Raw genomic sequence first — 26,801 nt, 5'->3', positions numbered from 1 at the left:
CAGCTCAACACGCAAGGAGGCACGGGTGGCTCTGCTGACCCGTATCACGGGCCCGCGCGATCTCGACCGGCTCTCCCCGGAGCAGCTGGAGCAGCTGGCCGCGGAGATCCGGTCCTTCCTCGTGGACGCCGTGTCCAAGACAGGCGGCCACCTCGGTCCCAACCTCGGTGTGGTCGAGCTGACCATCGCCCTGCACCGGGTCTTCGAGTCCCCCAAGGACAAGATCCTGTGGGACACCGGCCACCAGTCCTACGTCCACAAGCTGCTCACCGGCCGGCAGGACTTCTCGCGGCTGAAGATGAAGGGCGGCCTGTCCGGCTACCCGGCCCGGGCCGAGTCCGAGCACGACGTCATCGAGAACAGCCACGCCTCCACGGTCCTCGGCTGGGCCGACGGCCTCGCCAAGGCCAACGAGGTGCTGAAGAAGGACGACCACGTCGTCGCCGTCATCGGCGACGGCGCGCTCACCGGCGGCATGGCCTGGGAGGCCCTGAACAACATCGCCGAGGCCAAGGACCGCCCGCTCGTCATCGTCGTCAACGACAACGAGCGCTCCTACGCCCCGACCATCGGCGGCCTCGCCAACCACCTCGCCACGCTGCGCACCACGGACGGCTACGAGCGCTTCCTCGCCCGTACGAAGGAGATCCTCGACCGCACGCCGGTCGTGGGCAAGCCGCTGTACGAGACGCTGCACGGCGCCAAGAAGGGCCTGAAGGACTTCATCGCCCCGCAGGGCATGTTCGAGGACCTCGGCCTGAAGTACGTCGGCCCCATCGACGGCCACGACATCGAGGCGCTGGAGTCCGCCCTCTCCCGCGCCAAGCGGTTCGGCGGCCCGGTCATCGTGCACTGCCTCACCGAGAAGGGCCGCGGCTACCAGCCCGCCCTGGCGGACGAGGCCGACCGCTTCCACGCCGTCGGCAAGATCCACCCGGACACCGGCCTGCCGATCTCCTCCTCCGGCGCCGACTGGACCGGCGTCTTCGCCGACGAGATGGTCAAGCTCGGCCACGAGCGCGAGGACATCGTCGCCATCACCGCCGCCATGCTCCAGCCGGTCGGCCTCGACAAGTTCGCCAAGGCCTTCCCGGACCGGGTGTACGACGTCGGCATCGCCGAGCAGCACGCCGCCGTCTCCGCGGCCGGCCTCGCCACCGGCGGCCTCCACCCGGTCGTCGCCGTGTACGCGACCTTCCTCAACCGCGCCTTCGACCAGGTCCTGATGGACGTCGCCCTGCACAACTGCGGCGTGACCTTCGTCCTGGACCGGGCGGGCGTCACCGGCACCGACGGCGCCTCCCACAACGGCATGTGGGACATGTCGATCCTCCAGGTCGTCCCGGGCCTGAGGATCGCCGCCCCGCGCGACGCCGACCAGGTCCGCGCCCAGCTGCGCGAGGCCGTCGAGGTCAAGGACGCGGCGACCGTCGTGCGCTACTCCAAGGGCGCGGTCGGCCCGGCCGTGCAGGCCGTGGGCCGCGTCGGCGGCATGGACGTGCTGCGCGAGGCCGGCACCGACACCCCGGACGTGCTGCTGGTGTCGGTCGGCGCGCTGGCGCCGATGTGCCTGGAGATCGCGGGTCTGCTCGACCGGCAGGGCATCTCCACGACCGTCGTCGACCCCCGCTGGGTCAAGCCGGTCGACGAGGCCATGGCGCCGCTCGCCGCCCGGCACCGCGTCGTCGTCACCGTCGAGGACAACGGCCGGGTCGGCGGCGTCGGCTGCGCGGTCGCCCAGGCGCTGCGCGACGCGGGCGTCGACGTACCGCTGCGCGACTTCGGCATCCCGCCGCGCTTCCTGGACCACGCCTCGCGCGCGGAGATCCTGGCCGAGATCGGCCTGACGGCGCCGGACATCGCCCGCCAGGTCACCGGCCTGGTCTCCACGCTGGACGGCCGGTACGACGAGGCCGAGATCGAGGCCGCGCGCGACTGACACCGCCGCCGCGCGGTCCAGGCGGCTGAGTGGCCACCGCGTCCCGCATTGGACCGGTCGGAGTACCCGAGGGGTTTCCGGCCGGTCCATTGGTGTGAAACGCCCCCTCACGGCGGGCGCCGCCCGGTACCCCTCCCAATCATGGCCTTAGGGGCCGATGGGTACGGAGGTACGCCGGTGAGCACAGGCCAGCAGTCACGCGATACCGGGATGTTCCGGACGAAAAGCGTCGAGCAGTCGATCCGGGACACCGAGGAGCCGGAGCACGCGCTCAAGAAGTCCCTCTCCGCCTGGGACCTGACCGTCTTCGGCGTCGGCGTCATCATCGGCACCGGCATCTTCGTCCTCACCGGCAAGGTGGCCAAGGAGACCGCCGGACCCGCCACCGCGCTGGCGTTCGTCACCGCGGGCATCGTCTGCGCCCTCGCCGCCCTCTGCTACGCCGAGTTCGCCTCCACGGTCCCCGTGGCGGGATCGGCGTACACCTTCGCGTACGCCTCCCTCGGCGAGCTGCCCGCGTGGATCATCGGCTGGGACCTGGTCCTCGAGTTCGCGCTCGGCACGGCCGTGGTCGCCGTCGGCTGGTCCGGTTACGTGCGCTCGCTGATGGACAACGTGGACTGGCACCTGCCCGCCGCGCTGCAAGGGCCCGACGTGGCGGGCGGCACCTTCGACCTCCTCGCCTTCCTGCTGGTCCTGGTCCTGACCGTGATCCTCGTCCTCGGCATGAAGCTGTCCGCCAACATCACGGCCCTCGTCGTGGCCATCAAGGTGACGGTGGTCATGATCGTGATCATCGCGGGCCTGTTCTTCATCGTCGGCGACAACTACTCGCCGTTCATCCCCGACGCGGTGACCCCGCCCGCCTCCTCCGGCTGGGACGCGCCGCTCGTCCAGACGATCTTCGGCTACGAACCGACGAACTTCGGCGTCATGGGCATCTTCACCGCCGCGTCCGTCGTCTTCTTCGCCTTCATCGGCTTCGACGTGGTGGCGACCGCCGCCGAGGAGACCAAGCTCCCGCAGCGCGACATGCCGCGCGGCATCCTCGGCTCGCTCCTCATCTGCACCGTGCTGTACGTCGCCGTCTCGCTCGTCGTGACCGGCATGCAGCACTACAGCGAGCTGTCCGTGAGCGCCCCGCTGGCCGACGCCTTCAAGGCGACCGGCCACCCCTTCTACGCCGGTGTGATCAGCTTCGGCGCCGCCGTCGGCCTCACCACCGTGTGCCTGATCCTGCTCCTCGGCCAGACCCGGGTCTTCTTCGCGATGAGCCGCGACGGACTGCTGCCGCGCTTCTTCTCCGTCACGCACCCCAAGTTCCGCACCCCGTACCGCCCGACCATCCTCCTCGGCGTGCTCATCGCGATCATCGCCGGTTTCACCAGCATCAACGAGCTGGCGACCCTGGTGAACATCGGCACGCTCTTCGCCTTCGTCATCGTCGCGCTCGGCGTGATCATCCTGCGCCGCACCCGGCCCGACCTGCACCGCGCGTTCCGCACGCCGCTGGTCCCGCTCGTCCCGATCCTGTCGGTGGCCGCGTCGGTGTGGCTGATGCTCAACCTGCCGGGCGAGACGTGGTTCCGGTTCGCCGTGTGGATGGCGGTCGGCATCGTCGTGTACTTCCTCTACGGGCGCTCCCACAGCCGGCTCGGCGGCCGCCGGGTCCCGCTGGGCACCCGCGACACGTAGGGCCGCTCAGGAGGGCGGGCCGTGCACCGCCCGCGGCCCGGCGCACTCGGCGCCGTACTCCTCCACCCGCCGCCGCAGCTCCCGGTCGGCCGTGACCACCAGGCACGGCCGACCGGCCGCGTCCCGCGCCTCGCGCGCCAGCTCGGCGATCAGGTCGTCCCCGCTGCCGGGCGCCGACTCCACCCGCACCCCCGGTACGGACTCCACGCCGCGCGCCCGGCCCTCCACGACCAGCACGACCTCGACGGGCCCCGGACGCCCGGCCACGCCCTCCGCCGCGTACGACACGAGCCGGTCCCGCAGCCGCTCGGCGGCGCCGCGCCGGTCGCGCCACCAGCCGTCCGGGACGGACCCGACCACATTGGCCGCGTCGACGACCACCAAGACGCTCATGCTTCAGCCTCCCACCCGCCGCCGACAACGCACTGCCCCGGTACCGCTTCCGCGGTACCGGGGCAGGTCATGTGCGTACGCCGGAGCGTTACGCCGGGACGCTCGCCACGCCCTGCGGCAGGAACCGCTTGCCGTTGACGCGCTCCGAGACGCCCTCACGGTCCAGGTACGGCGTGATGCCGCCCAGGTGGAAGGGCCAGCCGGCGCCGGTGATCAGGCACAGGTCGATGTCCTGCGCCTCGGCGACGACACCCTCCTCCAGCATCAGGCCGATCTCCTGCGCCACCGCGTCCAGGACGCGGGCGCGGACCTGCTCCTCGGTCAGGACGACATCGCCCTGCTTGAGGAGCGCGGCGACCTCGGGGTCCAGCTCCGGCTTGCCGGAGTCGTAGACGTAGAAGCCGCGCTTGCCGGCCTCGACGACCGCCTTGAGGTTCGGGGAGACCTTGAAGCGGTCCGGGAAGGCGCGGTTGAGCGTCTCCGAGACGTGCAGACCGATCGCGGGGCCGACCAGCTCCAGCAGCACCAGCGGGGACATCGGCAGACCGAGCGGCTCGATGGCCTTCTCGGCGGTGGCGACCGGGGTGCCCTCGTCGATGACGTTCTGGATCTCGCCCATGAAGCGGGTCAGGATGCGGTTGACGACGAACGCCGGGGCGTCCTTCGTCAGCACGGCCGTCTTCTTCAGCTTCTTCGCGACGCCGAAGGCGGTGGCCAGCGACGCGTCGTCCGTCTTCTCGCCGCGCACGATCTCCAGCAGCGGGAGGATCGCGACCGGGTTGAAGAAGTGGAAGCCGACGACGCGCTCCGGGTGCTGGAGCTTCGACGCCATCTCCGAGACGGAGAGCGAGGAGGTGTTGGTGGCGAGGATCGCGTGCGCCGGGGCGACCGCCTCGACCTCCGCGAACACCTTCTGCTTGACCGACATCTCCTCGAACACGGCCTCGATGATGAAGTCCGCGTCCGCGAAGCCCTCGGCCTTGTCCAGCACGCCCGAGACCAGGCCCTTGAGGCGGTTGGCCTTGTCCTGGTTGATGCGGCCCTTGCCGAGCAGCTTGTCGATCTCGCCGTGGACGTAGCCCACGCCCTTGTCGACGCGCTCCTGGTCGATGTCGGTCAGCACGACCGGCACCTCCAGGCGGCGCAGGAAGAGCAGGGCCAGCTGCGAGGCCATCAGACCGGCGCCGACGACGCCGACCTTGGTGACCGGGCGGGCCAGGCTCTTGTCCGGCGCGCCGGCCGGGCGCTTGGCGCGCTTCTGCACCAGGTTGAAGGCGTAGATGCCGGAGCGCAGCTCGCCGCCCATGATGAGGTCGGCCAGCGCCGTGTCCTCGGCGTCGAAGCCCTTCTGGAGGTCGCCGTCCTTGGCCGCCTCGATGATGTCCAGGGCGCGGTACGCGGCCGGGGCCGCGCCGTGCACCTTGGAGTCGGCGATGAACCGGCCGCGGGCGACGGCCTGGTCCCAGCCCTCGCCGCGGTCGACGTCCGCGCGCTCGACGACGATCTCGCCCTTGAGGACGGAGGCCGTCCACAGCAGGGACTGCTCCAGGAAGTCGGCGCCCTCGAAGATCGCGTCGGCGATGCCGAGCTCGTAGACCTGCGCGCCCTTGAGCTGCTTGTTCTGGTTGAGCGAGTTCTCGATGATGACCGAGACCGCGCGGTCCGCGCCGATCAGGTTCGGCAGGATGGTGCAGCCGCCCCAGCCCGGGACCAGGCCCAGGAAGACCTCGGGCAGCGAGAAGGCCGGGACGGCCTTCGACACGGTCCGGTAGGTGCAGTGCAGACCGACCTCGACACCGCCGCCCATCGCCGCGCCGTTGTAGTACGCGAACGTCGGCACAGCCAGGCCGGACAGCCGCTTGAAGACGTCGTGGCCGCCCTTGCCGATGGCGAGCGCGTCCTCGTGGCGCTTCAGCAGCTCCACGCCCTTGAGGTCGGCGCCGACGGCGAAGATGAAGGGCTTGCCGGTGATGCCGACGCCGACGATGGCGCCCTCGGACGCCTCCTTCTCGACCTGGTCGATCGCGGTGTTGAGGTGGGCGAGCGACTGCGGGCCGAAGGTGGTCGGCTTGGTGTGGTCGAACCCGTTGTCCAGCGTGATCAGCGCGAACTTGCCCGCGCCGAACGGCAGGTCGAAGTGGCGTACGTGCGCCTGCGTGACGACCTCGTCCGGGAACAGCTCGGCCGCACCCTTCAAAAGCTCAGCGGTGGTGCTCACTTGCTGCCTCCGGCGTCCTTGTGGTTCGGGTTCTCCCAGATGACCGTGGCGCCCATGCCGAAGCCGACGCACATGGTGGTGAGGCCGTAACGGACCTCCGGCTGCTCCTCGAACTGCCGCGCCAGCTGCGTCATCAGGCGTACGCCGGAGGAGGCGAGCGGGTGGCCGAACGCGATGGCGCCGCCGTACTGGTTGACGCGGGCGTCGTCGTCGGCGATGCCGTAGTGGTCGAGGAAGGCCAGGACCTGGACGGCGAAGGCCTCGTTGATCTCGAACAGGCCGATGTCACCGATGGTTAGACCGGCCTTGGCCAGCGCCTTCTCGGTGGCCGGGATCGGGCCGTAGCCCATGACCTCCGGCTCCACGCCGGCGAAGGCGTACGAGACGAGGCGCATCTTGACCGGCAGGCCGTTCTCGCGGGCGAAGTCCTCGGACGCGATGATCGACGCGGTGGCGCCGTCGTTGAGCCCCGCGGCGTTCCCGGCGGTGACGCGGCCGTGCGTACGGAACGGCGTCTTCAGACCGGCGAGGTTCTCCAGCGTGGTGCCCGGGCGCATCGGCTCGTCGGCGGTGACCAGGCCCCAGCCGGTCTCGCCGGCCTCGGCGTTGGTGCGGCGCACCGAGATCGGCACCAGGTCGGCCTGGATCTTGCCGTTGGCGTACGCCTTGGCGGCCTTCTCCTGCGAGCGCACGGCGTACTCGTCGGCGCGCAGCTTGGTGATGTGCGGGTACCGGTCGTGCAGGTTCTCCGCGGTCATGCCCATGAAGAGGGCCGACTCGTCGACCAGCTTCTCGCTGACGAACCGCGGGTTCGGGTCGACGCCCTCGCCCATCGGGTGGCGGCCCATGTGCTCGACGCCACCGGCGATGGCGACGTCGTACGCGCCGAAGGCCACGCTGCCCGCGACCGAGGTCACGGCGGTCAGGGCGCCCGCGCACATGCGGTCGATGGAGTAGCCGGGCACCGACTGCGGCAGACCCGCCAGGATGCCGGCCGTGCGGCCGATGGTCAGGCCCTGGTCACCGATCTGGGTGGTCGCGGCGATGGCGACCTCGTCGATCTTCGCGGGGTCGAGGTCCGGGTTGCGGCGCAGCAGCTCCCGGATCGCCTTCACGACGAGATCGTCGGCACGGGTCTCGTGGTAGATGCCCTTCGGGCCCGCCTTGCCGAACGGGGTGCGGACGCCGTCGACGAAGACGACGTCCCTGACGGTACGAGGCACGATGGCTCTCCTCCAGGGTGCGGGGTGGCACTGCACTGCTGCGGGCACGCGGCTAAGCGTGCGCTTGCAGGCCCCATGCTACTTACGAGTAACCAGGCTGCACAGTCCCCCCGCCCGGAGCGGTGAACGTCACACTGCGTGGTCACAACGAAAGGGTGCCCCCTCCGCCGGAGGGGGCACCCTTTTCCGCTCTTTTCCGCTGTTCCTACGCCTTCGCGCCCGACAGCGCCGCGACGAGGACCGGCGTCACCTGTTCGATCTGCCAGGCCCGCGCGCCGTACGCGGCGAGCGCGTCCGCGACCGCCTCCGGGGTGGGCTCCTGCGGCGGCTCCCAGCAGACCCGGCGGACCGTGTCCGGGGTGATCAGGTTCTCCGGGGGCAGGTTCAGCTCCTCCGCGAGCGCCGAGACCGCCGCGCGGGCGGCCGAGAGGCGGGCCGCGGCCGCGGGGTCCTTCTCCGCCCAGGCGCGCGGGGGAGGCGGCCCCGTCACCGGCTGGCCGGGCTGCGGGAGCTCGGCGTCCGGCAGGGCCTTGGCCCGGTCGACGGCCGCCTGCCACTGCTCCAGCTGGCGGCGGCCCATGCGGTGGCCGAAGCCGCTCAGCGCCGTGAGTGCCTGCACGTTCGGCGGCAGGGCGAGGGCGGCCTCCACGATCGCGGCGTCGCTGAGCACCTTGCCCGGCGACACGTCACGCCGCTGGGCGATCCGGTCGCGGGCCGTCCACAGCTCCCGTACGACCGCCATCTGGCGGCGCCGGCGCACCTTGTGCATCCCGGACGTACGCCGCCAGGGGTCCTTGCGCGGCGGGGGCGGCGGGGCCGAGGCGATCGCGTGGAACTCCTGGTGCGCCCAGTCCAGCTTGCCCTGCCGGTCCAGCTCCTTCTCCAGTGCGTCACGCAGGTCGACGAGGAGCTCGACGTCCAGCGCGGCGTACCGGAGCCAGGGGTCGGGCAGCGGGCGGGTGGACCAGTCCACCGCCGAGTGCCCCTTCTCCAGGGCGTAGCCCAGCACCGACTCGACCATCGCGCCGAGGCCGACGCGCGGGAAGCCCGCGAGCCGCCCGGCCAGCTCGGTGTCGAAGAGCCGGGTCGGGACCATGCCTATTTCCCGCAGGCACGGCAGGTCCTGCGTGGCGGCGTGCAGGATCCACTCGGCGTCGGCGAGCGCCTCGCCCAGCGCGGACAGGTCCGGGCAGCCGACCGGGTCGATCAGCGCGGTGCCCGCGCCCTCGCGACGCAGCTGCACCAGATAGGCGCGCTGCCCGTAGCGGTAGCCGGAGGCGCGCTCCGCGTCCACGGCCACGGGTCCGGTGCCCTCGGCGAAGGCGGCGATCACCTGCGCGAGGGCATGCTCGTCGGCCACCACGGGGGGCACCCCTTCGCGGGGCACCAGCAAGGGGATCGGCGTCCCGTCGACTGCGCCGTCCGCGACGCCGTCGACCGGAGGGCCGCCCCCGGTGGTGCGCAGTACGGTCTCTGCTGCGGTCTCTTGGGCGTCGGTCACCTGTCAAGGGTATCTGTGAACGGCAAGCGCCCGCCGACGGAACGTTCCGTCGACGGGCGTGGATGTGGTGCGAACCGGTCAGTGGATGATTCCCGTACGAAGTGCCACGGCGACCATCCCGGCCCGGTCGCCGGTGCCGAGCTTGCGGGCGATGCGGGCGAGGTGACTCTTGACGGTCAGTGCGGACAGGCCCATCGAGACGCCGATGGCCTTGTTGGACTGCCCCTCCGCCACGAGGCGGAGCACCTCCACCTCACGGCCGGAGAGCTCGCGGTAGCCGCCCGGATGGCTCGGGGCGCCGGGGGGACGGCGGTGCATCCGGGCGGCGGCGCCGATGGGGGCGGCGCCGGGTCGGGTGGGGTGGCCGATGTTGGTGCGCGTACCGGTGACGACGTAGCCCTTGACGCCGCCCGCGAGGGCGTTGCGCACGGCGCCGATGTCGTCCGCCGCCGAGAGGGCCAGGCCGTTGGGCCAGCCGGCGGCGCGGGTCTCGGACAGCAGGGTCAGCCCGGAACCGTCGGGCAGGTGGACGTCGGCAACGCAGATGTCACGCGGGTTGCCGATACGGGGACGGGCCTCCGCGATGGACGACGCCTCGATGACGTCTCGCACTCCGAGTGCCCACAAGTGGCGGGTCACGGTGGAGCGGACGCGCGGGTCGGCCACGACGACCATGGCCGTCGGCTTGTTCGGGCGGTAGGCGACCAGGCTTGCGGGCTGCTCGAGGAGAACGGACACCAGGCCTCCTGGGAAGGTGCGGGACACAGCCGGCTCGGGGAAAAGCCGGGGCGAACCGTGTTTGAAGGGTCACAGACCTCTTCGGCAGCCCACCCGTCCGCCTTTAGGGGAAGATCACGATTTGGTGAGTAACAATTGGGGCAATTCGGACGGGCGATCGATCATCCTACGAGCGCCCCCCTGCGATCGGGGTCACGCGCCCCCGCACTCCGGCGCCGCCGGACCGGCACGCGGCCGTCGGATCGTACGGCGCCCACGAAGGCTCTCAGGTACGGCTGCGGACGCCCCGGACGGCTACGGGTGCTGCGGACCGCGCCGCTGCGGCAGCGACACCACACCCGCCGACTGCGAGCCCGCGCCCCCGTCCAGCGGTCCCGGAACCGACGGCGGCAGCCCCGCGATCTGGCACAGCAGGTCGCACCAGGCCGCCAGGTGCCCCGCCGCGTCCGGCGCGCCCCCAGGCCCCTCGCGCGGCGTCCAGGAGGCGCGGATCTCGATCTGCGTCGCCGGGCGGCGGTCCGCGAGTCCACCGAAGTAGTGAGACCCCGCACGGGTGACGGTGCCGCTCGGCTCCCCGTACGCGAGCCCCCGCGCCTCCAGCGCACCCGTCAGCCACGACCAGCACACCTCCGGCAGCAGCGGATCGGCGGCCATCTCCGGCTCCAGCTCGGCGCGCACCAGCGTCACCAGCCGGAAGGCGCCCTGCCAGGCGTCGTGCCCCGCCGGGTCGTGCAGTAGCACCAGCCGCCCGTCCGCCAGGTCCTCCTCGCCCTCGACGACGGCCGCCTCCAGGGCGTACGCGTACGGGGCCAGCCGCTGCGGCGGGCGCGTCGGCTCGGCCTCGACCTCCGGCCGGACGCGCGCCGTGCGCAGGGCGTCGACCGCCAGCGCGAAGGCGGGCGGCACGCCCTCGGGGCCCTCGGAGTGAGCGGGGTGATCGGAGAACTGTCCCTGAGCCGCAGCCATGCGGGGAAGAGTAGGCGGAAGGAGCCCTTCGCGCAGGGAGGGACACCCTCACCGGCGAAGCGGCTTGCGCGCGCGTGCGAAGATTCTGGGCGTGAGTGCCATCGACAGCCCCTCGGGCCAGCAGCCGCAGACCTACGATTCCGCCTTCCTCAAGGCGTGCAGGCGCGAACCCGTGCCGCACACGCCGGTGTGGTTCATGCGCCAGGCGGGTCGCTCGCTGCCCGAGTACCTGAAGGTGCGCGAGGGCATCCCGATGCTCGAGTCCTGCATGCGGCCCGAGCTCGTCACCGAGATCACCCTCCAGCCGGTCCGCCGCCACAAGGTCGACGCCGCGATCTACTTCAGCGACATCGTCGTCCCCCTCAAGGCCATCGGCATCGACCTCGACATCAAGCCCGGCGTCGGCCCGGTCGTCGCAGAACCGATCCGCCGCCGCGAGGACCTCGCCCGGCTGCGCGACCTCACCCCGGACGACGTCGCGTACGTCACCGAGGCCATCTCCATGCTCACCGGCGAGCTCGGCGCCACCCCGCTGATCGGCTTCGCGGGCGCGCCCTTCACCCTCGCGAGCTACCTCGTCGAGGGCGGCCCCTCGCGCAACCACGAGCACACCAAGGCGCTCATGTACGGCGACCCCGAGCTGTGGGCCGACCTGCTGGACCGGCTCGCCGACATCACCGCAGCCTTCCTCAAGGTCCAGATCGAGGCCGGTGCCTCCGCCGTCCAGCTCTTCGACTCCTGGGTCGGCGCCCTCGCCCCCGCCGACTACCGCCGCTCGGTCATGCCGGCCTCCACCAAGGTCTTCGACGCCGTCGCGTCGTACGGCGTGCCGCGCATCCACTTCGGCGTCGGCACCGGCGAGCTCCTCGGCCTCATGGGCGAGGCGGGCGCCGACGTCGTCGGCGTCGACTGGCGCGTCCCGCTGGACGAGGCGGCCCGCCGCGTCGGCCCGGGCAAGGCGCTCCAGGGCAACCTCGACCCGGCGGTCCTCTTCTCCACTCCCGAGGCGGTGGAGGCGAAGACCCGCGAGGTGCTGGACGCCGCCGCCGGCCTGGAGGGCCACGTCTTCAACCTCGGCCACGGCGTCCTGCCCACCACCGACCCGGACGCCCTGACGCGCCTGGTCGACTACGTCCACACGCAGACCGCGCGCTGACTCCAGCCCGCCGACTCGGGCCCGCTGACTCAGCCCGCCGCCCGCACCGCCGCCACGGCCTTGCGGGCGGCGACCTGGACCGGGTCCCACACCGGGGAGAACGGCGGGGCGTACCCCAGGTCCAGGGCGGCGACCTGCTCCACCGTCATGCGGGCGGTCAGCGCCACCGCCGCGATGTCCACGCGCTTCGCGGCGCCCTCGCGGCCGACGATCTGGACGCCGAGGAGCCGGCCCGTGCGGCGCTCGGCGAGCATCTTCACCGTCATCGGGGCCGCGCCGGGGTAGTACCCCGCGCGGCTCGTCGACTCGACCGTCACCGTGACGAACCGCAGCCCCACCGCCTCCGCGTCCCGCTCGCGCAGGCCCGTGCGGGCGATCTCCAGCGAGCACACCTTGCTCACCGCCGTACCGACGACCCCGGGGAAGGTGCCGTAGCCGCCCGCCACGTTCGCGCCGATGACCTGGCCGTGCTTGTTGGCGTGGGTGCCGAGCGCGATGTGCCGCTCGCGGCCGGAGACCAGGTCCAGCACCTCCACGCAGTCGCCGCCCGCCCAGATGTTCCCCCGGCCACGCACCCGCATCGACAGGTCGGTCAGCAGCCCGCCGTACGCGCCGAGCGGCAGGCCCGCCGCCCGCGCGAGGGCCGTCTCCGGCTCCACGCCCATGCCGAGCACGACGACGTCCGCCGGGTACTCGGCGTCCTCGGTCGCCACCGCCCGGACCCTCCCGTCATCGCCGGTGAGGATCTTGGTGACCTCCGCGCCGCCGACGGTGGTGATGCCGAGGCCGTCCATCGCCTCGTGCACCAGCCGCCCCATGTCGGGGTCGAGCGTCGACATCGGCTGCTCGCCCCGGTTGAGCACCGTCACCTCGTAGCCCCGGTTGAGCAGCGCCTCCGCCATCTCCACGCCGATGTACCCGGCGCCGACGACGACGGCCCGCCGCCCCGGCGTGCCGTTCAGCGCCGTCAGCGTGTCGAGGAGCGCCTGCCCGTCGTCGAGGGTCTGCACGCCGTGCACGCCCGGAGCGTCGACACCCGGCAGCGGGGGCCGCACCGGGCGGGCGCCGGTCGCGATCACCAGCTTGTCGTACCCCTCCCACGCCTCGGTGCCCGACTCCAGGTCCCGCACCCGTACGCGCCCGCCGTCGACGTCCAGCTCGGTCACCTCGCGGCGCAGCCGCACGTCGATGCCGCGCGCCCGGTGCTCCTCGGGGCCGCGCGCGATGAGCCGGTCGCGGTCGTCGACGTCGCCGCCGACCCAGTACGGAATGCCGCACGCCGAGTACGAGGTGAAGTGGCCGCGTTCGAAGGCGACGATCTCCAGCTCGTCCGGGTCCTTGAGCCTGCGGGCCTGCGACGCGGCGGACATGCCCGCCGCGTCGCCGCCGATGATGACCAGTCGCTCGCGTCGTCCCATGCGGACACGCTACGACGCCGAGGTGTCCGGCTCCTCGCGCTTCGGCACCTTCCGCAGCCTCGGCCGCACCAGCCACCGCCACACCGCGTACGCCACCAGGAGCAGCGCGAGCCACGGCGCCACCGCCGCCAGCACGATCACCGCCCACGTCAGCGCCGTCACCAACGCGTTCCAGCCCCCGCTCAGCGCGTCCAGGAAACCGGGGCCGCCGTCGTCCTTCTCCCGCGCCGGGGCCTCGCGCTCGGTGAGCTCCAGCGTGATCGTGGCCATGGTCGTCCGGTCCTTCAGCGACGCCTGCTGGGACAGCAGCGACTCCAGGTCCGCCTGACGGCGGCTCAACTCGCTCTCCAGCGTGACGACGTCCGCCAGCTCGGTCGCCTCGTCCATGAGCGCGCGCACCCGCGCGACGCTCGCCCGCTGCGTGGCGATCCGGCTCTCCACGTCGACCACCTGCTCGGTGACGTCCTTGGCCTCGGCCTTGCGGGACAGCAGCTTTCCGCCGCCCGCCAGCTCCGCGAGGACGGAGTCGTACGCGGCCTGCGGGACGCGCAGCACGATCCTGGAGGTCACGTGGTCGTCGTCGACGCGCTCGGTCGTCTCGTTCGCCACGTGCCCGCCCGCCTCGGACGCGGCGGTACGGGTCTTGGCCAGCGCCTTGCCCGCGTCCGCGACCTCCACGGTCAGCTCGGCGGTGCGGATGACGTGCTGCTGCGGGGCCGGCCGGGTGCCCGGCTTCTGTGGGGCCTTGGCGCCCGACTCCGCGGGCTTGTCGGCCGTATAACCCTGGCCCCCCTCGTCGCGGGCCACGCCCTTGGGCGCGGCGCCCCCACTGTCTTCGCCTCCGGCGCCGCAGCCGGCCAGCGCGAGCGAGGCGCAGATCAGCACCGCGACCGCGACGGAGTGTCGTCGTGTACGCAAGGTCCCCCCAGGGTTGCGTGATGAGTGGTGTCCCTTCGACGTACGGGACGCCTGCGCCGGTTGCCTCCACGGCGCACGAAACGGCTTACGAACCGGTCACGGTCGGGACTCGGAACGGCGTTTGACATAGTTGAACCATGAACGCGGACACACTTCACGGTGGCTCCGGCGGCCCTGGCGGCGCCCACGTGGTCGTCATCGGCGGTGGCATCGCCGGTCTCGCCGCCGCCCACCGGCTGGCCCGCGCCGGCCGGCGCGTGACCCTGCTGGAGGCCACCGGCCGGCTCGGCGGCAAGCTCCACGCGGGCGAGGTCGCGGGCGCCCCCGTCGACCTGGGCGCCGAGTCGATGCTGGCCCGCCGTCCCGAGGCGATCGACCTCGCCCGCGCCGTCGGCCTCGGCGACCGGCTCCAGCCGCCCGCCACCGCCACCGCCGCCGTGTGGACCCGCGACGCCCTGCGCCCCATGCCCAAGGGCCACGTCATGGGCGTCCCCGGCGACGCCGCCGCCCTCGCCGGGCTGCTGTCCCCCGAGGGCCTCGCCCGCATCGAGCACGAGCGCGACCTGCCGCCCGCCGACCCCGACACGCTCGGCGACGACGTCGCCGTCGGCGCGTACGTCGCCGAACGCCTCGGCCGCGAGGTCGTCGACCGGCTCGTCGAACCGCTCCTCGGCGGGGTGTACGCGGGCGACGCGTACCGCATCTCCCTGCGCGCCGCCGTCCCGAAGCTCTTCGAGGCCGCGCGCGCCCACCGCACCCTCACCGAGGCCGTACGCGCCGTCCAGAGCGCCGCACAGCAGCAGACAGGCCCCGCGTTCATGGGCATCGCGGGCGGCATCGGCACGCTCCCCGGCGCCGTGGCCGCCGCGATCACCGCCCACGGCGGCGAGATCCTCACCGACACCCCGGTGCACGCCCTGACCCGCGCGGCCGCCGGGGGCTGGCGCGTCCGCACCGACCGGCGCGTCCTCGACGCCGACGCCGTCGTCCTGGCCACCCCCGCCTGGTCCGCCTCCGCGCTGCTCGCCGCCGAGTCGCCGGCCGCCGCGGCCGAGCTCGCCACCGTCGAGTACGCGTCGATGGCCCTGGTCACCCTCGCCTTCCGGCGTACCGAAGCGGAAGCCGCCCTGCCCGCCGGCTCCGGCTTCCTCGTACCGCCCGTCGACGGGCGCACCATCAAGGCGTCCACCTTCTCCACCCGGAAGTGGAAGTGGACCGACGAGGGCGCCGGCGACCTGGTCGTGCTGCGCACCTCCGTCGGCCGCTACGGCGAGGAGGAGCACCTGGAGCGCGACGACGCCGACCTCGTCTCCGCGTCGCTGAGCGACCTCGCCGCCGCCACCGGGCTGGCCGCGAAACCCGTCGCCACCGAGGTCACCCGCTGGATCGGCGGCCTGCCGCAGTACCCCGTCGGCCACCTCGCCCGGGTCGCGCGCATCCGCGACGCCGTCGCCAAGCTGCCCGCCCTGCGCGTCTGCGGAGCGGTGTACGACGGCGTCGGCATCCCCGCGACCATCGCGAGCGCGCACCGCGCGGCGGACGAGATCCTCGCCGCGACCCCCGCCACGCCGACCCTGGCGCAGGGCACCCTGAGTGACGAGCGAGAATAGCCGTATGAGTGCGCCCGAAAAGATCCCGAACGCCGGTAAGAAGGCGAAGGACCTCAACGAGGTCATCCGCTACACCCTGTGGTCCGTCTTCAAGCTGCGCGATGTGCTGCCCGAGAACAGGGCCGGCTACGCCGACGAGGTCCAGGAGCTGTTCGACCAGCTCGCCGCCAAGGACGTCACCGTGCGCGGCACGTACGACGTCTCCGGTCTGCGCGCCGACGCCGACCTGATGATCTGGTGGCACGCCGAGACCTCGGACGCGCTCCAGGAGGCGTACAACCTCTTCCGCCGCACCAGGCTGGGCCGCGCCCTGGAGCCGGTCTGGTCCAACATGGCGCTGCACCGCCCCGCCGAGTTCAACCGCTCGCACATCCCGGCGTTCCTCGCCGACGAGACCCCGCGCGACTACGTCTCGGTGTACCCCTTCGTCCGCTCGTACGACTGGTACCTGCTGCCCGACGAGGACCGGCGGCGCATGCTCGCCGACCACGGCAAGATGGCCCGCGGCTTCCCCGACGTGCGCGCCAACACCGTCGCCTCCTTCTCGCTCGGCGACTACGAGTGGATCCTGGCCTTCGAGGCCGACGAGCTGTACCGCATCGTCGACCTGATGCGCCACCTGCGCGGCTCCGAGGCGCGGATGCACGTCCGCGAGGAGGTCCCGTTCTACACCGGCCGCCGCAAGTCGGTGGCGGACCTGGTGGCGGGGCTCGCATAAGCCCCGCGCCCCACAGACCCGGAAGATCAGACGGCGGGCGGTCGCGCCCGACGCTCCAGCGACACCGGGTCCGGCTCCCGGTGCGGCGCGCATGACGCGCGCCGCACCGGTGTCCTTTCACCCCTAGGAACTCGACCCGCCACCGCAGCTCGACCCGCCGCTGCTTCCGCAGCTGGCACCGCCGCTGCTTCCGCAGCTGGAGCTGCTGCCGCCGCCGCAGCTCGATCCGGTGGAGGAGCCACAGCTCGAACGCCCGGGGTCGGAGCCTCCGCACCAGACTCCGCCCGGCGTACCGTCGGCGACCAGTGCGGCCGAGGACGAGCCGCCGCCCGAGCCACCGCTCCCGTACATCCGGCCCGCAGCGGCCAACTGCCCCCGGAAGCCCGGGTCCGGGATCGCCCGCGCCCCGCGCAGCGCCACCAGATGCGCCGGATCGCCGAGGTGGGCGTGCGCCCTGCCGTACGCGGTGAGGGCCGCGCGGCCTTCACGCGTGCCCCGCGCGGCGGCGAGGCGCCCGCACCAGAGGGCGACGACACCGCCGACGGCGAGGGCCGGGCCCACCGTGACGATGAGCGGCAACGGCGGGTCGTCGTCCACCAGGCGCCACATCAGCTGCACCAGGGTCACGGGAATGCCCGCGAGGAGCAGCAGCAGACAGACCATCCCCTGGGCGACGCTCCAACTGCGCCACAGGCGCCCGCTGCCCGGCGGCATGAGCAGGCCCCGGGCGGCCAGATCGTCCCCCACCTCCTGCACCACCGGGTGGCGCATGGCGGCCGACCGCACGAGGTACAGCGCGCCGCTGGGCGCCGCCTGGTAGGCGTCGATCACGGCGCGCTCGATCGCGTCGCGCGGCACCGGACGCGGTACGGCGACGACGCCGGGCCCGGCGACGACGAGGCGCCCGTCCGCGTGGAGCGCGGCGATCGCGGCGTCCACGACACGCGCGGGCCCGCCGCCCAGGAAGGCGGCCTCCACCCAGTCGTGGACGTCTCCCGTGGAGCCGCGCGGCCGGGAGGCGAGGGTGCCCCACAGAAGCACCGCGGAGGAGACCAGGACGCTCGCGACGATCACGAGGGCGAGTGTGTCCACGGCGCTCACCGCCGGGCCAGCAGGGACCGGACGAGACGGGTGACGCGCCCCGGTGGCCGCGCCCCGGCGCGCTCCTTCCACCACAGGGTCAGCCGCCGCCGCTCGACGGGGTCGGCGGGCTCGCCGGCCGCGAGCAGGTGCTCGACGAAGTCGAGCGCGTCGCGCCGGTAGCCCCCGCGCATCGGCCGGGCCAGGGCGTACGCGACGAAGGAGGCGCGGTAGCCGTCACCGAGGATCTCCGGCACCTCCGGCGCGATCTTGGCCACCACCCGGGCCCGCTTGGCCGCCAGCGCCCGGCTCTGCACCCGCACCCGCGCCCGGTCGAACCCCTCGGGCACGGGCGTCCCGGCGACGAGCGCGGACAGCAGGGCGGTCTGCGCGACCCACAGCCGCTCGCGCGCGCCGGCCGTGGAACCGCCCGCGCGGGGGCGGGGCACGGCGGCGGCGGGGACGCCGAGCCCCCGATCCGGGCCCGCGCCGGCGCCCGCGCCCACGCCCGCACCGGCGCCTGCGCCGACGTGCGCACCCGGGCCCGCACCCGCGCCGGCGCCCGCGCCCACGGGTATCGCCGCCCGCCGCGGCACCGCGCTCGCCGCGAGGCTCACCGTCTCCCGTATCGCCGTCAGTTCCGCGGCCAGCTCCGCCGCCGGTGGGAAGTCGTCGTCGCGTTCCAGCAGCACGCCCGGTGGCGAGACCCGGGAGGACAGGTCCGCGAGGATGTCGAGGACCGGGCGGGGTACCGGGTGGGCGTGGGTGTCGTGCCAGACGCCGTCCTGTTCGACGCCGCCCGCGACGTGGACGTACGCGATCGCCTCGACCGGGAGCTCGTCCAGCGCCTTCGCGGGGTCCTCGCCGCGGTTGACGTGGTTCGTGTGGAGGTTGGCCACGTCGATCAGGAGCCGCACCCCCGTGCGGGCGACCAGCTCCGCGAGGAACTGGCCCTCCGTCAGCTCCTCGCCGGGCCAGGAGACGAGCGCCGCGATGTTCTCCAGCGCCAGCGGCACCGGCAGCGCGTCCTGCGCGATGCGGACGTTCTCGCACAGCACGTCCAGCGCGTCCCAGGTGCGGGGCACCGGCAGCAGGTGCCCCGCCTCCAGCGGCCCGGCGGGGCCCCCGGCCCGTACGAAGGCGATGTGCTCCGTGACCAGCGGCGCGCCCAGCGCCTCCGCCGTGGCGGCGAGGGCCGCCAGCCGCCCCGGGTCCGGGCGGTCCGCGCCGCCCAGGCCGAGGGACACGCCGTGCGGGACGACCGTGACGCCGCGCTCGCGCAGCCGCAGCAGCGGGTCGGGGAGGTGGTCGGCGCAGACGTTCTCGGCGACCACCTCCACCCAGTCCACACCGGGCAGCCCCGCCACCGCGTCCGCGATCTCCGGACGCCAGCCGATGCCCGTACCCAGCCTCGGTTCCGTCATGTCCCGTGTCCCCCTCCGTCACGTCGTGGAGGGGTGATGGCCCCGGCGCACAGTGATCAATCCACCTCGGGGGACGTTCAGAGGTTGATTTGAGCTTCGGCCCCCGAGGTCATCAGGGGCGGTTGGTGTTGATCGCCGTCGGCGGCCCGGGCTGCGTCGAGGGCCGGGAGGTGAACCGCTGGTCGCCCGAGGGCACGGCGGGCGACGGCGCCGGCGGCAGGTTGCCGTTGGGCGCCGGGGGACCGGACGGGCTCGCGGTCGCCCGCCCCGCCGCCTCGTTGGCGATCGCGTCGAAGTCCACCATGCCGGTCGCCTCCAGCATGGTGATGTGGTCCAGCACCGTCTGGTTGGCGTCGGTCGCCAGCTGCCGTATCAGCGTGTTGCGGGTGGTGTGCCGCACCTGGGCCACCAGGGCGAAGACCTTGCCGTGCGCGTTGCGCAGCAGGTTGGCGAACTTCCGCTCGTACTCCTCGCCGCTCGCCGCCGACAGCTCCCGCAGCCACCCCTGCTGCTGCTCCGTGGGCTGGTTCGGCAGCTCCACGCCCAGCTTCGCCGCGACGTCCCGGGCGCGCTGGTCCAGATCCGTGTGGCCGACGACGAGATGGTCGCCGGCGTCCTTGATGGCCTCGCTGGGGGCGCGCTCGATCGCCTGCTGGCCGGCCGGCAGCTCCCACAGCCCGGCCAGCCGCACCTTCACCAGGAAGTCGCGGTCGGTCGCCGACAGCGGGCCCCACTGAGTGGCCACGGTCGACGCGTTGAGATTGGCCTCACCGGTGCCGGAGCGGTCGGCGTACGACCAGACCGGGAACGCCAGCGCGCCGACCGTGGCGACCAGTGCCGCGATGATGAGTGCCGTGCCGTTGATGCGTCGCAACAACAAGGTGGAGCCTCCCGAACCGAATGGCATTACTGGGAGGTACGTATACCGGTGGTGCGACGTTCAGTTGACCCGTACGGAAAAGTCGGCGACGACCGTACAGGAGCCGGGAGCCACCTCCGTGAAACCGGCGTCCCGCACCACGGGCCGCCCGCTCGCGGTCAGTTCCGCCCACCGGGCGGGCTCAGCGGTCCGTACCGCGAGCGGGAAACCGGCCTCCCGCCACGCCTTGCGCTCCGCGTCGCCCAGGGCCCACCACAGCAGCTGTGCGCCGTGCCCCACCTGGGCCATCTCCTTGCCGGTCGACATGCGCAGTTCGGGGTTGAGCCAGAGCACCGCCTGCCCCGGCCGGACGTCCGGCAACGCGCCGCCGTCGTCCAGTTCGGTGCCGGAGACCTGGAGCTTGGCCAGCTCCTTGGGCCAGCCGTCCACCGGTACGGGTGGGAAGACCCGCACCTCCGCGGTACCACCGGTGACCGTGATGCCCGGCAGCTGCGACGCCTTGCGCCACTCCGCGCCGCGCGCCCGGCGCACCACCTTGCGGATCCGCGCGTCCTCCCAGTCCCGGACGGCCTGCGCCCATACGCCGTCGCCGAGGGACCGGTCGTCGGAGAGCATCACGACCACCGCGCGCGCCGCTGTCTCCAGGGCGTCGGTACGGGCCGGCGGGTCGTCCCGCTCGACGCGTACGACGAGGGGAAGGGCGAACTCGCGGGCTTCGGGGACTTCGGGGGCTTCAGCGCTGCTCACCCGGACAGTCTGCCAGCCGGGCCTGAGGCGTTTCTTGGCGGAAGGGGCAATTCCGGGACAGGATGACCGAATGAAGAGCGATCTTCTCGCGTCCGCTGACCGCGCCTCGGGAGAGGTGGCACAGCGCTGAACCTCCACGGAGTGGGCCGTCGTTACGGCCGCCCCGGCGGGCCCTGGGTGCTGCGCGGTGTCGAGCTCGCGCTGGAGCCGGGCGCCCTGGTACGCGTCGAGGGCACCAACGGCAGCGGCAAGTCGACCCTGCTGCGGCTGATCGCCGGTATCGACGCCCCGACCGAGGGCCGCGTCACCGGCCGCCCCCGGCGGACCGCGTACGTCCCCGAACGCTTCCCGGCCGCACTGCCGTTCACGGCGACCGGCTACCTCGTCCACCTCGGGCGCGTCCAGGGGCTCCGCCGGGCCGTGGCCGAGGCGCGGGCCGCCGCGTGGCTGGACCGCTTCGGCGCCGCGGCGCACGCCTGCACCCCGCTGCGCGACCTGTCCAAGGGCACCAGCCAGAAGGTCGCCGTGGCCCAGGCGCTGCTCGCCGAGCCCGGCCTGCTGGTCCTGGACGAGGCGTGGACCGGTCTCGACGCGGCGGCCCGCACGGAGCTGGACCGCGCGGTGGGGGAGCGGGTCGCCGCGGGCGCGGCCGTGGTCTTCGTGGACCACGACCCGCGCCGCCTCGCGGGCCGGCCGGACGCGGTGTACGCCGTGCGGGACGGCCGCCTCATCCGGCCGACGGCCGTCCCGGCCGTCCCGGCCGTCCCGGACGCGCGGGAGCCATTGGTCCGGATCACCGCCTCGGGCGGGCGCCTGCCCGACCCCGCACTGCCGTGCTCACCGGCGTACGGCAGCGACGGCGACGCGGGCGGCCGCGTGACGTTCACCGTCCCCGCCGCGCACTCCGACGCCCTGCTGCTGGAGCTGCTGAGGGCCCGTCCGCCGTGGCACATCCACGCGGTGGCCCCCGCGCCCGCAGACGCGACCATCCCCGAGACCACCACCGGAACCGCCGCGCCATGACCGCACTCGTCCGCTACCACGCCGTCCTCCTGCTGCGCTCGCAGCGCTGGTTGCCGCCGGTCCTGCTGTACGCCGTCGTCACGGGCATCGGCGTCCGCGCCGGTGAGCCGGTGCTCGGCTCGCTCGGGTACGCGGCCGCGTGCCTGCTTCCGGTCACCGCCTGGCTGGTGAGGGTCTGCCTGAACCAGGAGCCCCCGGCCGCGCGGCACGTCACCGCCGCGGCGGCGGGCCGGGAGCGGGTCCACCTGGCCGCCCTCCTCGCCGCCACGGCGTGCGCGGGCCTGCTCGGCGCGGCCGGCACCCTGGTCGTGACCGCGATCAGCGCGCCGGTCAACGCCGGTCGGGAGGTCGCGGTGGACCGCCTCCCCGCCGCCTTGGCGGGCCTGCTCACGGCGGCGGTGTGCGTCCTGCTCGGCGCGGCCGCCGGCGCCCTCACCACCCGGCCGCTGATCCCGGCCCGGGCCTGGTCGATCGCCGCGGCGTCCCTCACCGCGCTGCTCGCCCTGGTCGCCGTCGGCTCCCCTGCCCGGTACGCCGTCACGGGCCTGGTCACGGGCTCCCTCAGCGGCACGGTCGCGTACCCCTGGCTGCCCCTCGCGGGCGCGGCGGCCCTGGCGGCGGCGGCAGCCGCCCTGGCGTGCCGGCTCACCGCGTGGCGCGAGTGAGTACGCTCGTATACATGGACGATCCGTACGACGACGCGTACTGCGAGACGGAGACCAAGCCGGCTTCCCCGGCCGAGGGCGACGGACCGTACGCCGCCTGCGTCCAGTGCCAGGAGCCGACCGAGTACCCGGAGTCGACCAAGGGCATCACGCTGTGCCCGGTCTGCGAGTGGCGCGAGGCCGAGCGCACCGCCTGCTCCGGCTAGTCGCCGGCCGCGTCCCGCGCCCCGGGGGCTACGCGGCGGCGCGGTGGTAGCTGCCGCCGTCCTTGGCGCGGGTCAGCAGACCCGCCACCACCAGGTAGCGGCGCAGGGCGGAGAAGTCCTCGTGGACGGTCAGCAGCGCGTCGTTGACCTCGCGCTCGCTGTAGCCGCGGTCCCGCTCGAACAGCGTTTCCGTGAGGTGGGTGAGCAGCTGCTCGCGGCGGGCCGCCTTGCGCGGGATGGCGGTCAGCCGGCCGCGCGAGAAGAGGGCGGCCACGTCGCCGTGTGTGGTGTCGGACATGGCCGGAAGCCTCGCAGTCGCCCCTGCGGCCGGGCAACGCCTTTTCGAGCGGGCCCTTTTCGAGCGAGGCCTGTTCGGGCGACGGGTGTTCACCTGCCCATCAGCTCGGAAACTTTCACGAAGCGGTAGCCGCGCTTGCGCAGCTCCGGCACGATCGTGCGGACCGCCTCCTCGGTCGCGGGCGCCGCGCTGCGCGTGCAGTGCAGCACCACCAGGGACCCCGGCCGCACACCGGCGAGGACCTGCTCGGCGATCGCGTCCGGGTCGGTCGCGAAGGCGTCGCCGCCGACCACGTCCCACTGCACGGCCGTCACCCGCGCGGGCGCGAGGGCGCGCAGCGCGGCGTCGTCGTAGCAGCCGCCGGGGAAGCGGAAGTACGGCACGACGTTGCGCACGCCCGCCGCGCGGAAGGCGTCGAAGGCGCGGCGTACGTCGGCGGCCATGGCCCGCTCGTCACCGGAGTCCAGGGCGGGGAGCCCGTAGCAGGGCGCCTTGAAGGCGTAGTGGCTGTAGGAGTGGTTGGCGACCTCGAAGCGCGGGTCGCCGCCGATGGCCTTCGCTTGGTCGGGGTACTGCTCGGCCCAGCGGCCCGTCATGAAGATCGTCGCGTCGACCTCCAGCCGCTTGAGCGTGGCGATCAGCTCCGGGTTGTCGAACCGCTCGCCGCGCGCGGCCCGCGGCCCCTGGCCGGCCGTCATGTCGGCGTCGAAGGTCAGGGCGACCGTCTTCCCGGCCCTCGCGAGGCCCCGGGTGAACACGGGCGTGAGGCCGCCGGGCCCGGGCGCCATCGTCGGCGGCGTACGGGGGGCGACGCGCGTGGGGGAGAGGGAGGGGCTCGGTGAGGCGGTGACCCGTGCGGGGGTGTGTGCGGCGCCGGAGCCGCCGCTCTCGCCGCAGCCGGTCAGGGCGGCGGCGAGGGCGGCGGCGAGAGCGGTCAGCCGCGGCGGCTTCCGGACAGCACACGGTGCAGATCTGATCACACAGTGAAACTATATGATTATTGTGCGTACGCGGCGGAGCCCTGCGGCCGTGTCACCGCCACGGCCCGGTCACGGCGAACGTCGTCCCCGGCGAGTAGCAGTTCACGTACATCGTCCCGCCGTCCGGCGAGAAGGTGACGCCCGCGAACTCACCCCACTCCGGCGCCTCCGGCGTACCGATGTTCTGCGCGTTGCGCGCCATCGGGTACACCTCGCCGTGCTTGGTCAGCCCGTACACGTGCTGCCCGCCGTCGCCGTCCTCGCACACCATCAGCCCTCCGCTCGGCGCCAGGCAGATGTTGTCGGGCGACTCGCCCGGCAGCTGGAGGTCGGTGCTCGGCCCGAAGACGACGACCAGCGTGAGCCGGCGCCGGTGGGGCTCGTACTTCCACACCTGGCCGTAGTGGTCGGCAGCCGACCCCTGCGAGGCGCGCGCGAAGCTGGACACGAAGTACACGGACCGGCCGCCCCAGTAACACCCCTCCAGCTTCTGGGCGTGCGTGATGCCCGCGCGCCCGAAGTCCTGGATCCGGATGGGCGTCTCGCGCGCCTGCGGGTCCGGTACGGGCACCCACTCGATGCCCTCGAACACCGCCCCGGTCTCCTGGATCGCGGACAGGTCCGGCACGCCCGGCACTCGCATCGCCTCCAGCTCGCCGCCCGCGCGCAGCGAACCGGTGCCGCCGAGCGGCTTGTCGGGCAGAAAGCGGTAGAAGAGTCCGAACGGCTGCTGGAAGGCGTCCTCCGTCTCGTACACGATCCCGCTGTACGGGTCGACGGCGATCGCCTCGTGCTGGAAGCGGCCCATGGCGGTCAGCGGGACGGCCCCGGTGCGCCGGGGGTCGACGGGGTCGACCTCGAAGATGAAGCCGTGGTCCTTGGTGTAGCCGTTGGTGCCCGCCTTGCTCTCGTTCTCCTCGCAGGTGAGCCAGGTGTTCCAGGGGGTGGGGCCGCCCGCGCAGTTGACGGCGGTGCCGGCGACGCCGACGCGCTCGCCGAGGACGTTGTTGCGCGCGTCCAGCTCTATGACCGTGCAGCCGCCCCGCGCCCCGGGGTCGTAGGTCAGTCCTCCTATCGTCGGCACCGGGGCCCTGCCGCTGTGGCTGTTCTCGTGGTTGCGGACGAGGAGGACCCGGCCGCGCGGGCCGCGGAAGGCGCCCATGCCGTCGGGGTTGCTCGGCACCCGGCCCTCGGAGCCGAGGGGGCCGCCCTCGCGGGAGAGGACCTTGTAGCGGAAGCCCTTCGGCAGGTCGAGGAGGCCGGCGGGATCGGGGACGAGCGGGCCGTATCCGGCGTGGCCGCGGGCGGCGGCCGTGCCCGCGAACAGCTCGGAGAGGGCGCCGGTGAAGGCGATACCGGCGACGGAGGCGCCGGTGCGGGCGAGGATCTGACGTCGTGTCGCGGACATGAGGCAACAACTCCCTGCTGGCGTCAGGGGAATCCCTGCTGGAGAGGGGATGTGACGTGACCCGCACGTGTGTATCACGCGGTCTGGTGACACGTGAACACTCTCGACGGCTCGGACTGTGCCGACCGCGCCGACCATGCGGGCCACGTTGCCTCGTTCGTACGACGAGCGAGGGACGGAGGCGAGGCGTCAGGCGAGCTTCGCCGTGAGGGTGATCTCCGTACCCGTGAGCGCCTGGCTGACCGGGCAGCCCGCCTTGGCGTCCTCGGCGGCCTTGGCGAACCCGGCCTCGTCCAGGCCCGGCACCTCGCCCTCCACGGTGAGGTGGATGCCCGTGATGCCCTTGCCGGGCTGGAAGGTCACGTCGGCCTGGGTGTTCAGGCGGGTGGGAGGGTTGCCCGCCTTGGTGAGGGCGCCGGAGAGGAACATCGAGAAGCAGCTGGAGTGGGCGGCGGCGATGAGCTCCTCCGGGCTCGTCTTGCCGTTCGGCTCCTCGGCGCGGGCCGGCCACGAGACCGGGTAGCTGCCGATGCCGGACGAGTCGAGGGACACGGTACCCGTGCCCTCGGTGAGGTTGCCTTCCCAGACGGTGTGCGCGTGACGCGTGGTGGCCATGTGGGTTCCCTTCGGAAGGACGGTCCCGACGAGGGCCTGCCTTCCGGATCTCGCCGGGCACGCGAGCCCGGCAAGATCCGAAAGACAGGCCCTTGCCCCAAACCTACTGCTCCACCAGCCGCTTCGCGTCGCGCGCCAGCGCGGTGAGCCGCGAGATCGCCCGGAAGTACTTCTTGCGGTACCCGCCGTTCAGCATCTCGTCACTGAACAGCTTGTCGAACGGCATCCCGGAGGCGAGGACCGGCACCTCCCGGTCGTACAGCCGGTCGGCCAGGACGACCAGGCGCAGCGCCGTCGACTGGTCCGGCACCGGCTCCACGCCGGTCAGGCAGACCGCCGCGACGCCGTCGGTCAGCGCCCCGTACCGGCTCGGGTGGACCCGGGCCAGGTGCTCCAGCAGCCGCGGGAAGGAGTCGAGCGACGCGCCGGGCGTGGCGTGCGCCGCCTTCGCCACCTGCTCGTCGGCGTACGGCGGCGGGGCCTCGGGCAGCCCGCGGTGGCGGTAGTCCTCACCGTCGATGCGCAGCGGGCGGAAGTGGGCGGACAGGCCCTGGATCTCGCGCAGGAAGTCGGCGGCCGCGAACCGGCCCTCGCCGAGCTTGCCCGGCAGCGTGTTGGACGTGGCGGCCAGCGCCACGCCCGCGTCCACCAGCTTGCCGAGGAGCGTCGACACGAGCACGGTGTCGCCCGGGTCGTCCAGTTCGAACTCGTCGATGCACAGCAGCCGGTGCCCGCTGAGTGTGGCGACGGTCTGCTGGAAGCCCAGCGCGCCCACCAGGTTGGTCAGCTCCACGAACGTGCCGAACGCCTTGAGCGACGGCTCCGCCGGGGTGGCGTGCCACAGCGAGGCCAGCAGGTGCGTCTTGCCGACGCCGTACCCGCCGTCCAGATACACCCCGCGCGGCGCGGCGGGGGCGGCCGGCTTCCGCTGGAACCAGCGGCGCCGGCCGGCGCCGGACGCATGCGCGCCGCCGAGCCCGGC

Annotated in this window: 25 protein-coding genes; 8 read left to right on the top strand and 17 right to left on the bottom strand. The window is 73.3% G+C overall.

Annotation, left to right across the window (positions count from 1 at the left end; all coding sequences use genetic code 11):
* The first annotated feature begins 25 nt into the window (after nucleotides 1–25).
* Both dxs and ABZX67_RS26320 read left to right on the top strand, forming a co-directional pair.
* Nucleotides 26–1,939, top strand: coding sequence for a 1-deoxy-D-xylulose-5-phosphate synthase (gene dxs / locus ABZX67_RS26325; protein ID WP_355364651.1), 1,914 nt, complete (start codon nucleotides 26–28; stop codon nucleotides 1,937–1,939).
* Between the two features lie 210 nt (nucleotides 1,940–2,149).
* Nucleotides 2,150–3,634 (top strand): amino acid permease, encoded by a 1,485-nt coding sequence (locus tag ABZX67_RS26320; RefSeq protein ID WP_355364648.1) that lies wholly within the window; start codon nucleotides 2,150–2,152, stop codon nucleotides 3,632–3,634.
* A 6-nt stretch (nucleotides 3,635–3,640) separates the two neighbouring features.
* Here the strand turns inward: ABZX67_RS26320 and ABZX67_RS26315 are convergent, their stop codons facing one another.
* The 6 genes from ABZX67_RS26315 to ABZX67_RS26290 all read right to left on the bottom strand — a co-directional run bounded on the left by ABZX67_RS26315 (nucleotide 3,641) and on the right by ABZX67_RS26290 (nucleotide 10,673).
* A complete protein-coding gene (locus ABZX67_RS26315) occupies nucleotides 3,641–4,027 on the bottom strand; it encodes an NTP pyrophosphohydrolase (protein ID WP_355364645.1) in 387 nt (128 codons plus the stop codon).
* 88 nt (nucleotides 4,028–4,115) lie between these two features.
* Entirely contained in the window at nucleotides 4,116–6,245 is a 2,130-nt protein-coding gene (locus ABZX67_RS26310) for a 3-hydroxyacyl-CoA dehydrogenase NAD-binding domain-containing protein (RefSeq protein WP_355364642.1), read from the bottom strand.
* Nucleotides 6,242–7,468: an acetyl-CoA C-acyltransferase gene (locus ABZX67_RS26305; RefSeq protein WP_355364639.1), complete on the bottom strand. Its 1,227-nt coding sequence runs from the start codon at nucleotides 7,466–7,468 to the stop codon at nucleotides 6,242–6,244. The genes ABZX67_RS26310 and ABZX67_RS26305 overlap by 4 nt, the downstream gene beginning before the upstream one ends.
* Before the next feature lie 205 nt (nucleotides 7,469–7,673).
* A complete protein-coding gene (locus tag ABZX67_RS26300; RefSeq protein WP_355364636.1) occupies nucleotides 7,674–8,969 on the bottom strand; it encodes a ribonuclease D in 1,296 nt (431 codons plus the stop codon).
* 78 nt (nucleotides 8,970–9,047) lie between these two features.
* A complete protein-coding gene (locus ABZX67_RS26295) occupies nucleotides 9,048–9,707 on the bottom strand; it encodes a response regulator transcription factor (RefSeq protein ID WP_355364634.1) in 660 nt (219 codons plus the stop codon).
* Nucleotides 9,708–10,001: 294 nt separating this feature from the next.
* Complete coding sequence (locus ABZX67_RS26290) at nucleotides 10,002–10,673, bottom strand: DUF3000 domain-containing protein (protein WP_355364631.1); 672 nt, start codon at nucleotides 10,671–10,673, stop codon at nucleotides 10,002–10,004.
* Between the two features lie 91 nt (nucleotides 10,674–10,764).
* On the opposite strand from ABZX67_RS26290, the gene hemE reads away from it, so the two are divergent.
* Nucleotides 10,765–11,829: a uroporphyrinogen decarboxylase gene (gene hemE, locus ABZX67_RS26285; RefSeq protein ID WP_355364628.1), complete on the top strand. Its 1,065-nt coding sequence runs from the start codon at nucleotides 10,765–10,767 to the stop codon at nucleotides 11,827–11,829.
* Nucleotides 11,830–11,858: 29 nt separating this feature from the next.
* On the opposite strand, the gene ABZX67_RS26280 is transcribed toward hemE, so the two are convergent.
* Entirely contained in the window at nucleotides 11,859–13,247 is a 1,389-nt protein-coding gene (locus tag ABZX67_RS26280; RefSeq protein ID WP_355364625.1) for an FAD-dependent oxidoreductase, read from the bottom strand.
* 9 nt (nucleotides 13,248–13,256) lie between these two features.
* On the bottom strand, nucleotides 13,257–14,165 hold the full coding sequence (locus tag ABZX67_RS26275; protein WP_355364622.1) for a DUF4349 domain-containing protein: 909 nt from the start codon (nucleotides 14,163–14,165) through the stop codon (nucleotides 13,257–13,259).
* A 137-nt stretch (nucleotides 14,166–14,302) separates the two neighbouring features.
* On the opposite strand from ABZX67_RS26275, the gene hemG reads away from it, so the two are divergent.
* Nucleotides 14,303–15,775, top strand: coding sequence for a protoporphyrinogen oxidase (hemG, locus tag ABZX67_RS26270; protein ID WP_355364619.1), 1,473 nt, complete (start codon nucleotides 14,303–14,305; stop codon nucleotides 15,773–15,775).
* A 4-nt stretch (nucleotides 15,776–15,779) separates the two neighbouring features.
* Nucleotides 15,780–16,493: a hydrogen peroxide-dependent heme synthase gene (gene hemQ, locus ABZX67_RS26265; protein ID WP_355364616.1), complete on the top strand. Its 714-nt coding sequence runs from the start codon at nucleotides 15,780–15,782 to the stop codon at nucleotides 16,491–16,493.
* 123 nt (nucleotides 16,494–16,616) lie between these two features.
* Here hemQ and ABZX67_RS26260 read toward each other — a convergent pair whose 3' ends face one another.
* The 4 genes from ABZX67_RS26260 to ABZX67_RS26245 all read right to left on the bottom strand — a co-directional run bounded on the left by ABZX67_RS26260 (nucleotide 16,617) and on the right by ABZX67_RS26245 (nucleotide 20,624).
* A complete protein-coding gene (locus ABZX67_RS26260) occupies nucleotides 16,617–17,585 on the bottom strand; it encodes a TIGR04222 domain-containing membrane protein (RefSeq protein ID WP_355364613.1) in 969 nt (322 codons plus the stop codon).
* A 5-nt stretch (nucleotides 17,586–17,590) separates the two neighbouring features.
* Complete coding sequence (locus ABZX67_RS26255) at nucleotides 17,591–18,997, bottom strand: DUF692 domain-containing protein (RefSeq protein ID WP_355364610.1); 1,407 nt, start codon at nucleotides 18,995–18,997, stop codon at nucleotides 17,591–17,593.
* 112 nt (nucleotides 18,998–19,109) lie between these two features.
* Nucleotides 19,110–19,871, bottom strand: coding sequence for a DUF4142 domain-containing protein (locus ABZX67_RS26250; RefSeq protein ID WP_355364756.1), 762 nt, complete (start codon nucleotides 19,869–19,871; stop codon nucleotides 19,110–19,112).
* Nucleotides 19,872–19,937: 66 nt separating this feature from the next.
* Nucleotides 19,938–20,624, bottom strand: coding sequence for a peptidyl-tRNA hydrolase (locus ABZX67_RS26245; RefSeq protein ID WP_355364607.1), 687 nt, complete (start codon nucleotides 20,622–20,624; stop codon nucleotides 19,938–19,940).
* Between the two features lie 141 nt (nucleotides 20,625–20,765).
* On the opposite strand from ABZX67_RS26245, the gene ABZX67_RS26240 reads away from it, so the two are divergent.
* The 3 genes from ABZX67_RS26240 to ABZX67_RS26230 are packed head-to-tail and all read left to right on the top strand — an operon-like array spanning nucleotide 20,766 to nucleotide 22,518.
* The gene (locus ABZX67_RS26240) at nucleotides 20,766–21,647 is read left to right on the top strand and encodes an ATP-binding cassette domain-containing protein (RefSeq protein ID WP_355364604.1); all 882 of its coding nucleotides are present in this window, start codon (nucleotides 20,766–20,768) and stop codon (nucleotides 21,645–21,647) included.
* Nucleotides 21,644–22,312, top strand: a complete 669-nt coding sequence (locus ABZX67_RS26235; RefSeq protein ID WP_355364601.1) for an ABC transporter — start codon at nucleotides 21,644–21,646, stop codon at nucleotides 22,310–22,312. The genes ABZX67_RS26240 and ABZX67_RS26235 overlap by 4 nt, the downstream gene beginning before the upstream one ends.
* Nucleotides 22,313–22,326: 14 nt before the next feature.
* On the top strand, nucleotides 22,327–22,518 hold the full coding sequence (locus tag ABZX67_RS26230) for a hypothetical protein (RefSeq protein ID WP_355364598.1): 192 nt from the start codon (nucleotides 22,327–22,329) through the stop codon (nucleotides 22,516–22,518).
* Nucleotides 22,519–22,546: 28 nt separating this feature from the next.
* Here ABZX67_RS26230 and ABZX67_RS26225 read toward each other — a convergent pair whose 3' ends face one another.
* The 5 genes from ABZX67_RS26225 to zapE all read right to left on the bottom strand — a co-directional run.
* The gene (locus ABZX67_RS26225; protein WP_355364595.1) at nucleotides 22,547–22,816 is read right to left on the bottom strand and encodes a DUF2087 domain-containing protein; all 270 of its coding nucleotides are present in this window, start codon (nucleotides 22,814–22,816) and stop codon (nucleotides 22,547–22,549) included.
* Nucleotides 22,817–22,905: 89 nt separating this feature from the next.
* Nucleotides 22,906–23,793 carry a polysaccharide deacetylase family protein gene (locus ABZX67_RS26220; RefSeq protein ID WP_355364753.1) on the bottom strand — a complete coding sequence of 296 codons (888 nt, stop codon included), beginning with the start codon at nucleotides 23,791–23,793 and terminating at the stop codon, nucleotides 22,906–22,908.
* A gap of 55 nt (nucleotides 23,794–23,848) precedes the next feature.
* Entirely contained in the window at nucleotides 23,849–25,204 is a 1,356-nt protein-coding gene (locus ABZX67_RS26215) for an alkaline phosphatase PhoX (RefSeq protein WP_355364592.1), read from the bottom strand.
* Nucleotides 25,205–25,393: 189 nt separating this feature from the next.
* Entirely contained in the window at nucleotides 25,394–25,819 is a 426-nt protein-coding gene (locus ABZX67_RS26210; RefSeq protein ID WP_355364589.1) for an OsmC family protein, read from the bottom strand.
* Between the two features lie 103 nt (nucleotides 25,820–25,922).
* The coding region (gene zapE / locus ABZX67_RS26205; protein WP_355364586.1) for a cell division protein ZapE at nucleotides 25,923–26,801 on the bottom strand (879 nt) is incomplete at its 5' end.

It is taken from the genome of Streptomyces sp. NPDC003036 (assembly GCF_040611175.1).
Lineage (GTDB): Bacteria > Actinomycetota > Actinomycetes > Streptomycetales > Streptomycetaceae > Streptomyces.
Note: the sequence above shows the minus strand (reverse complement) of the source record. Positions and strands in the feature narration are given on the sequence as shown.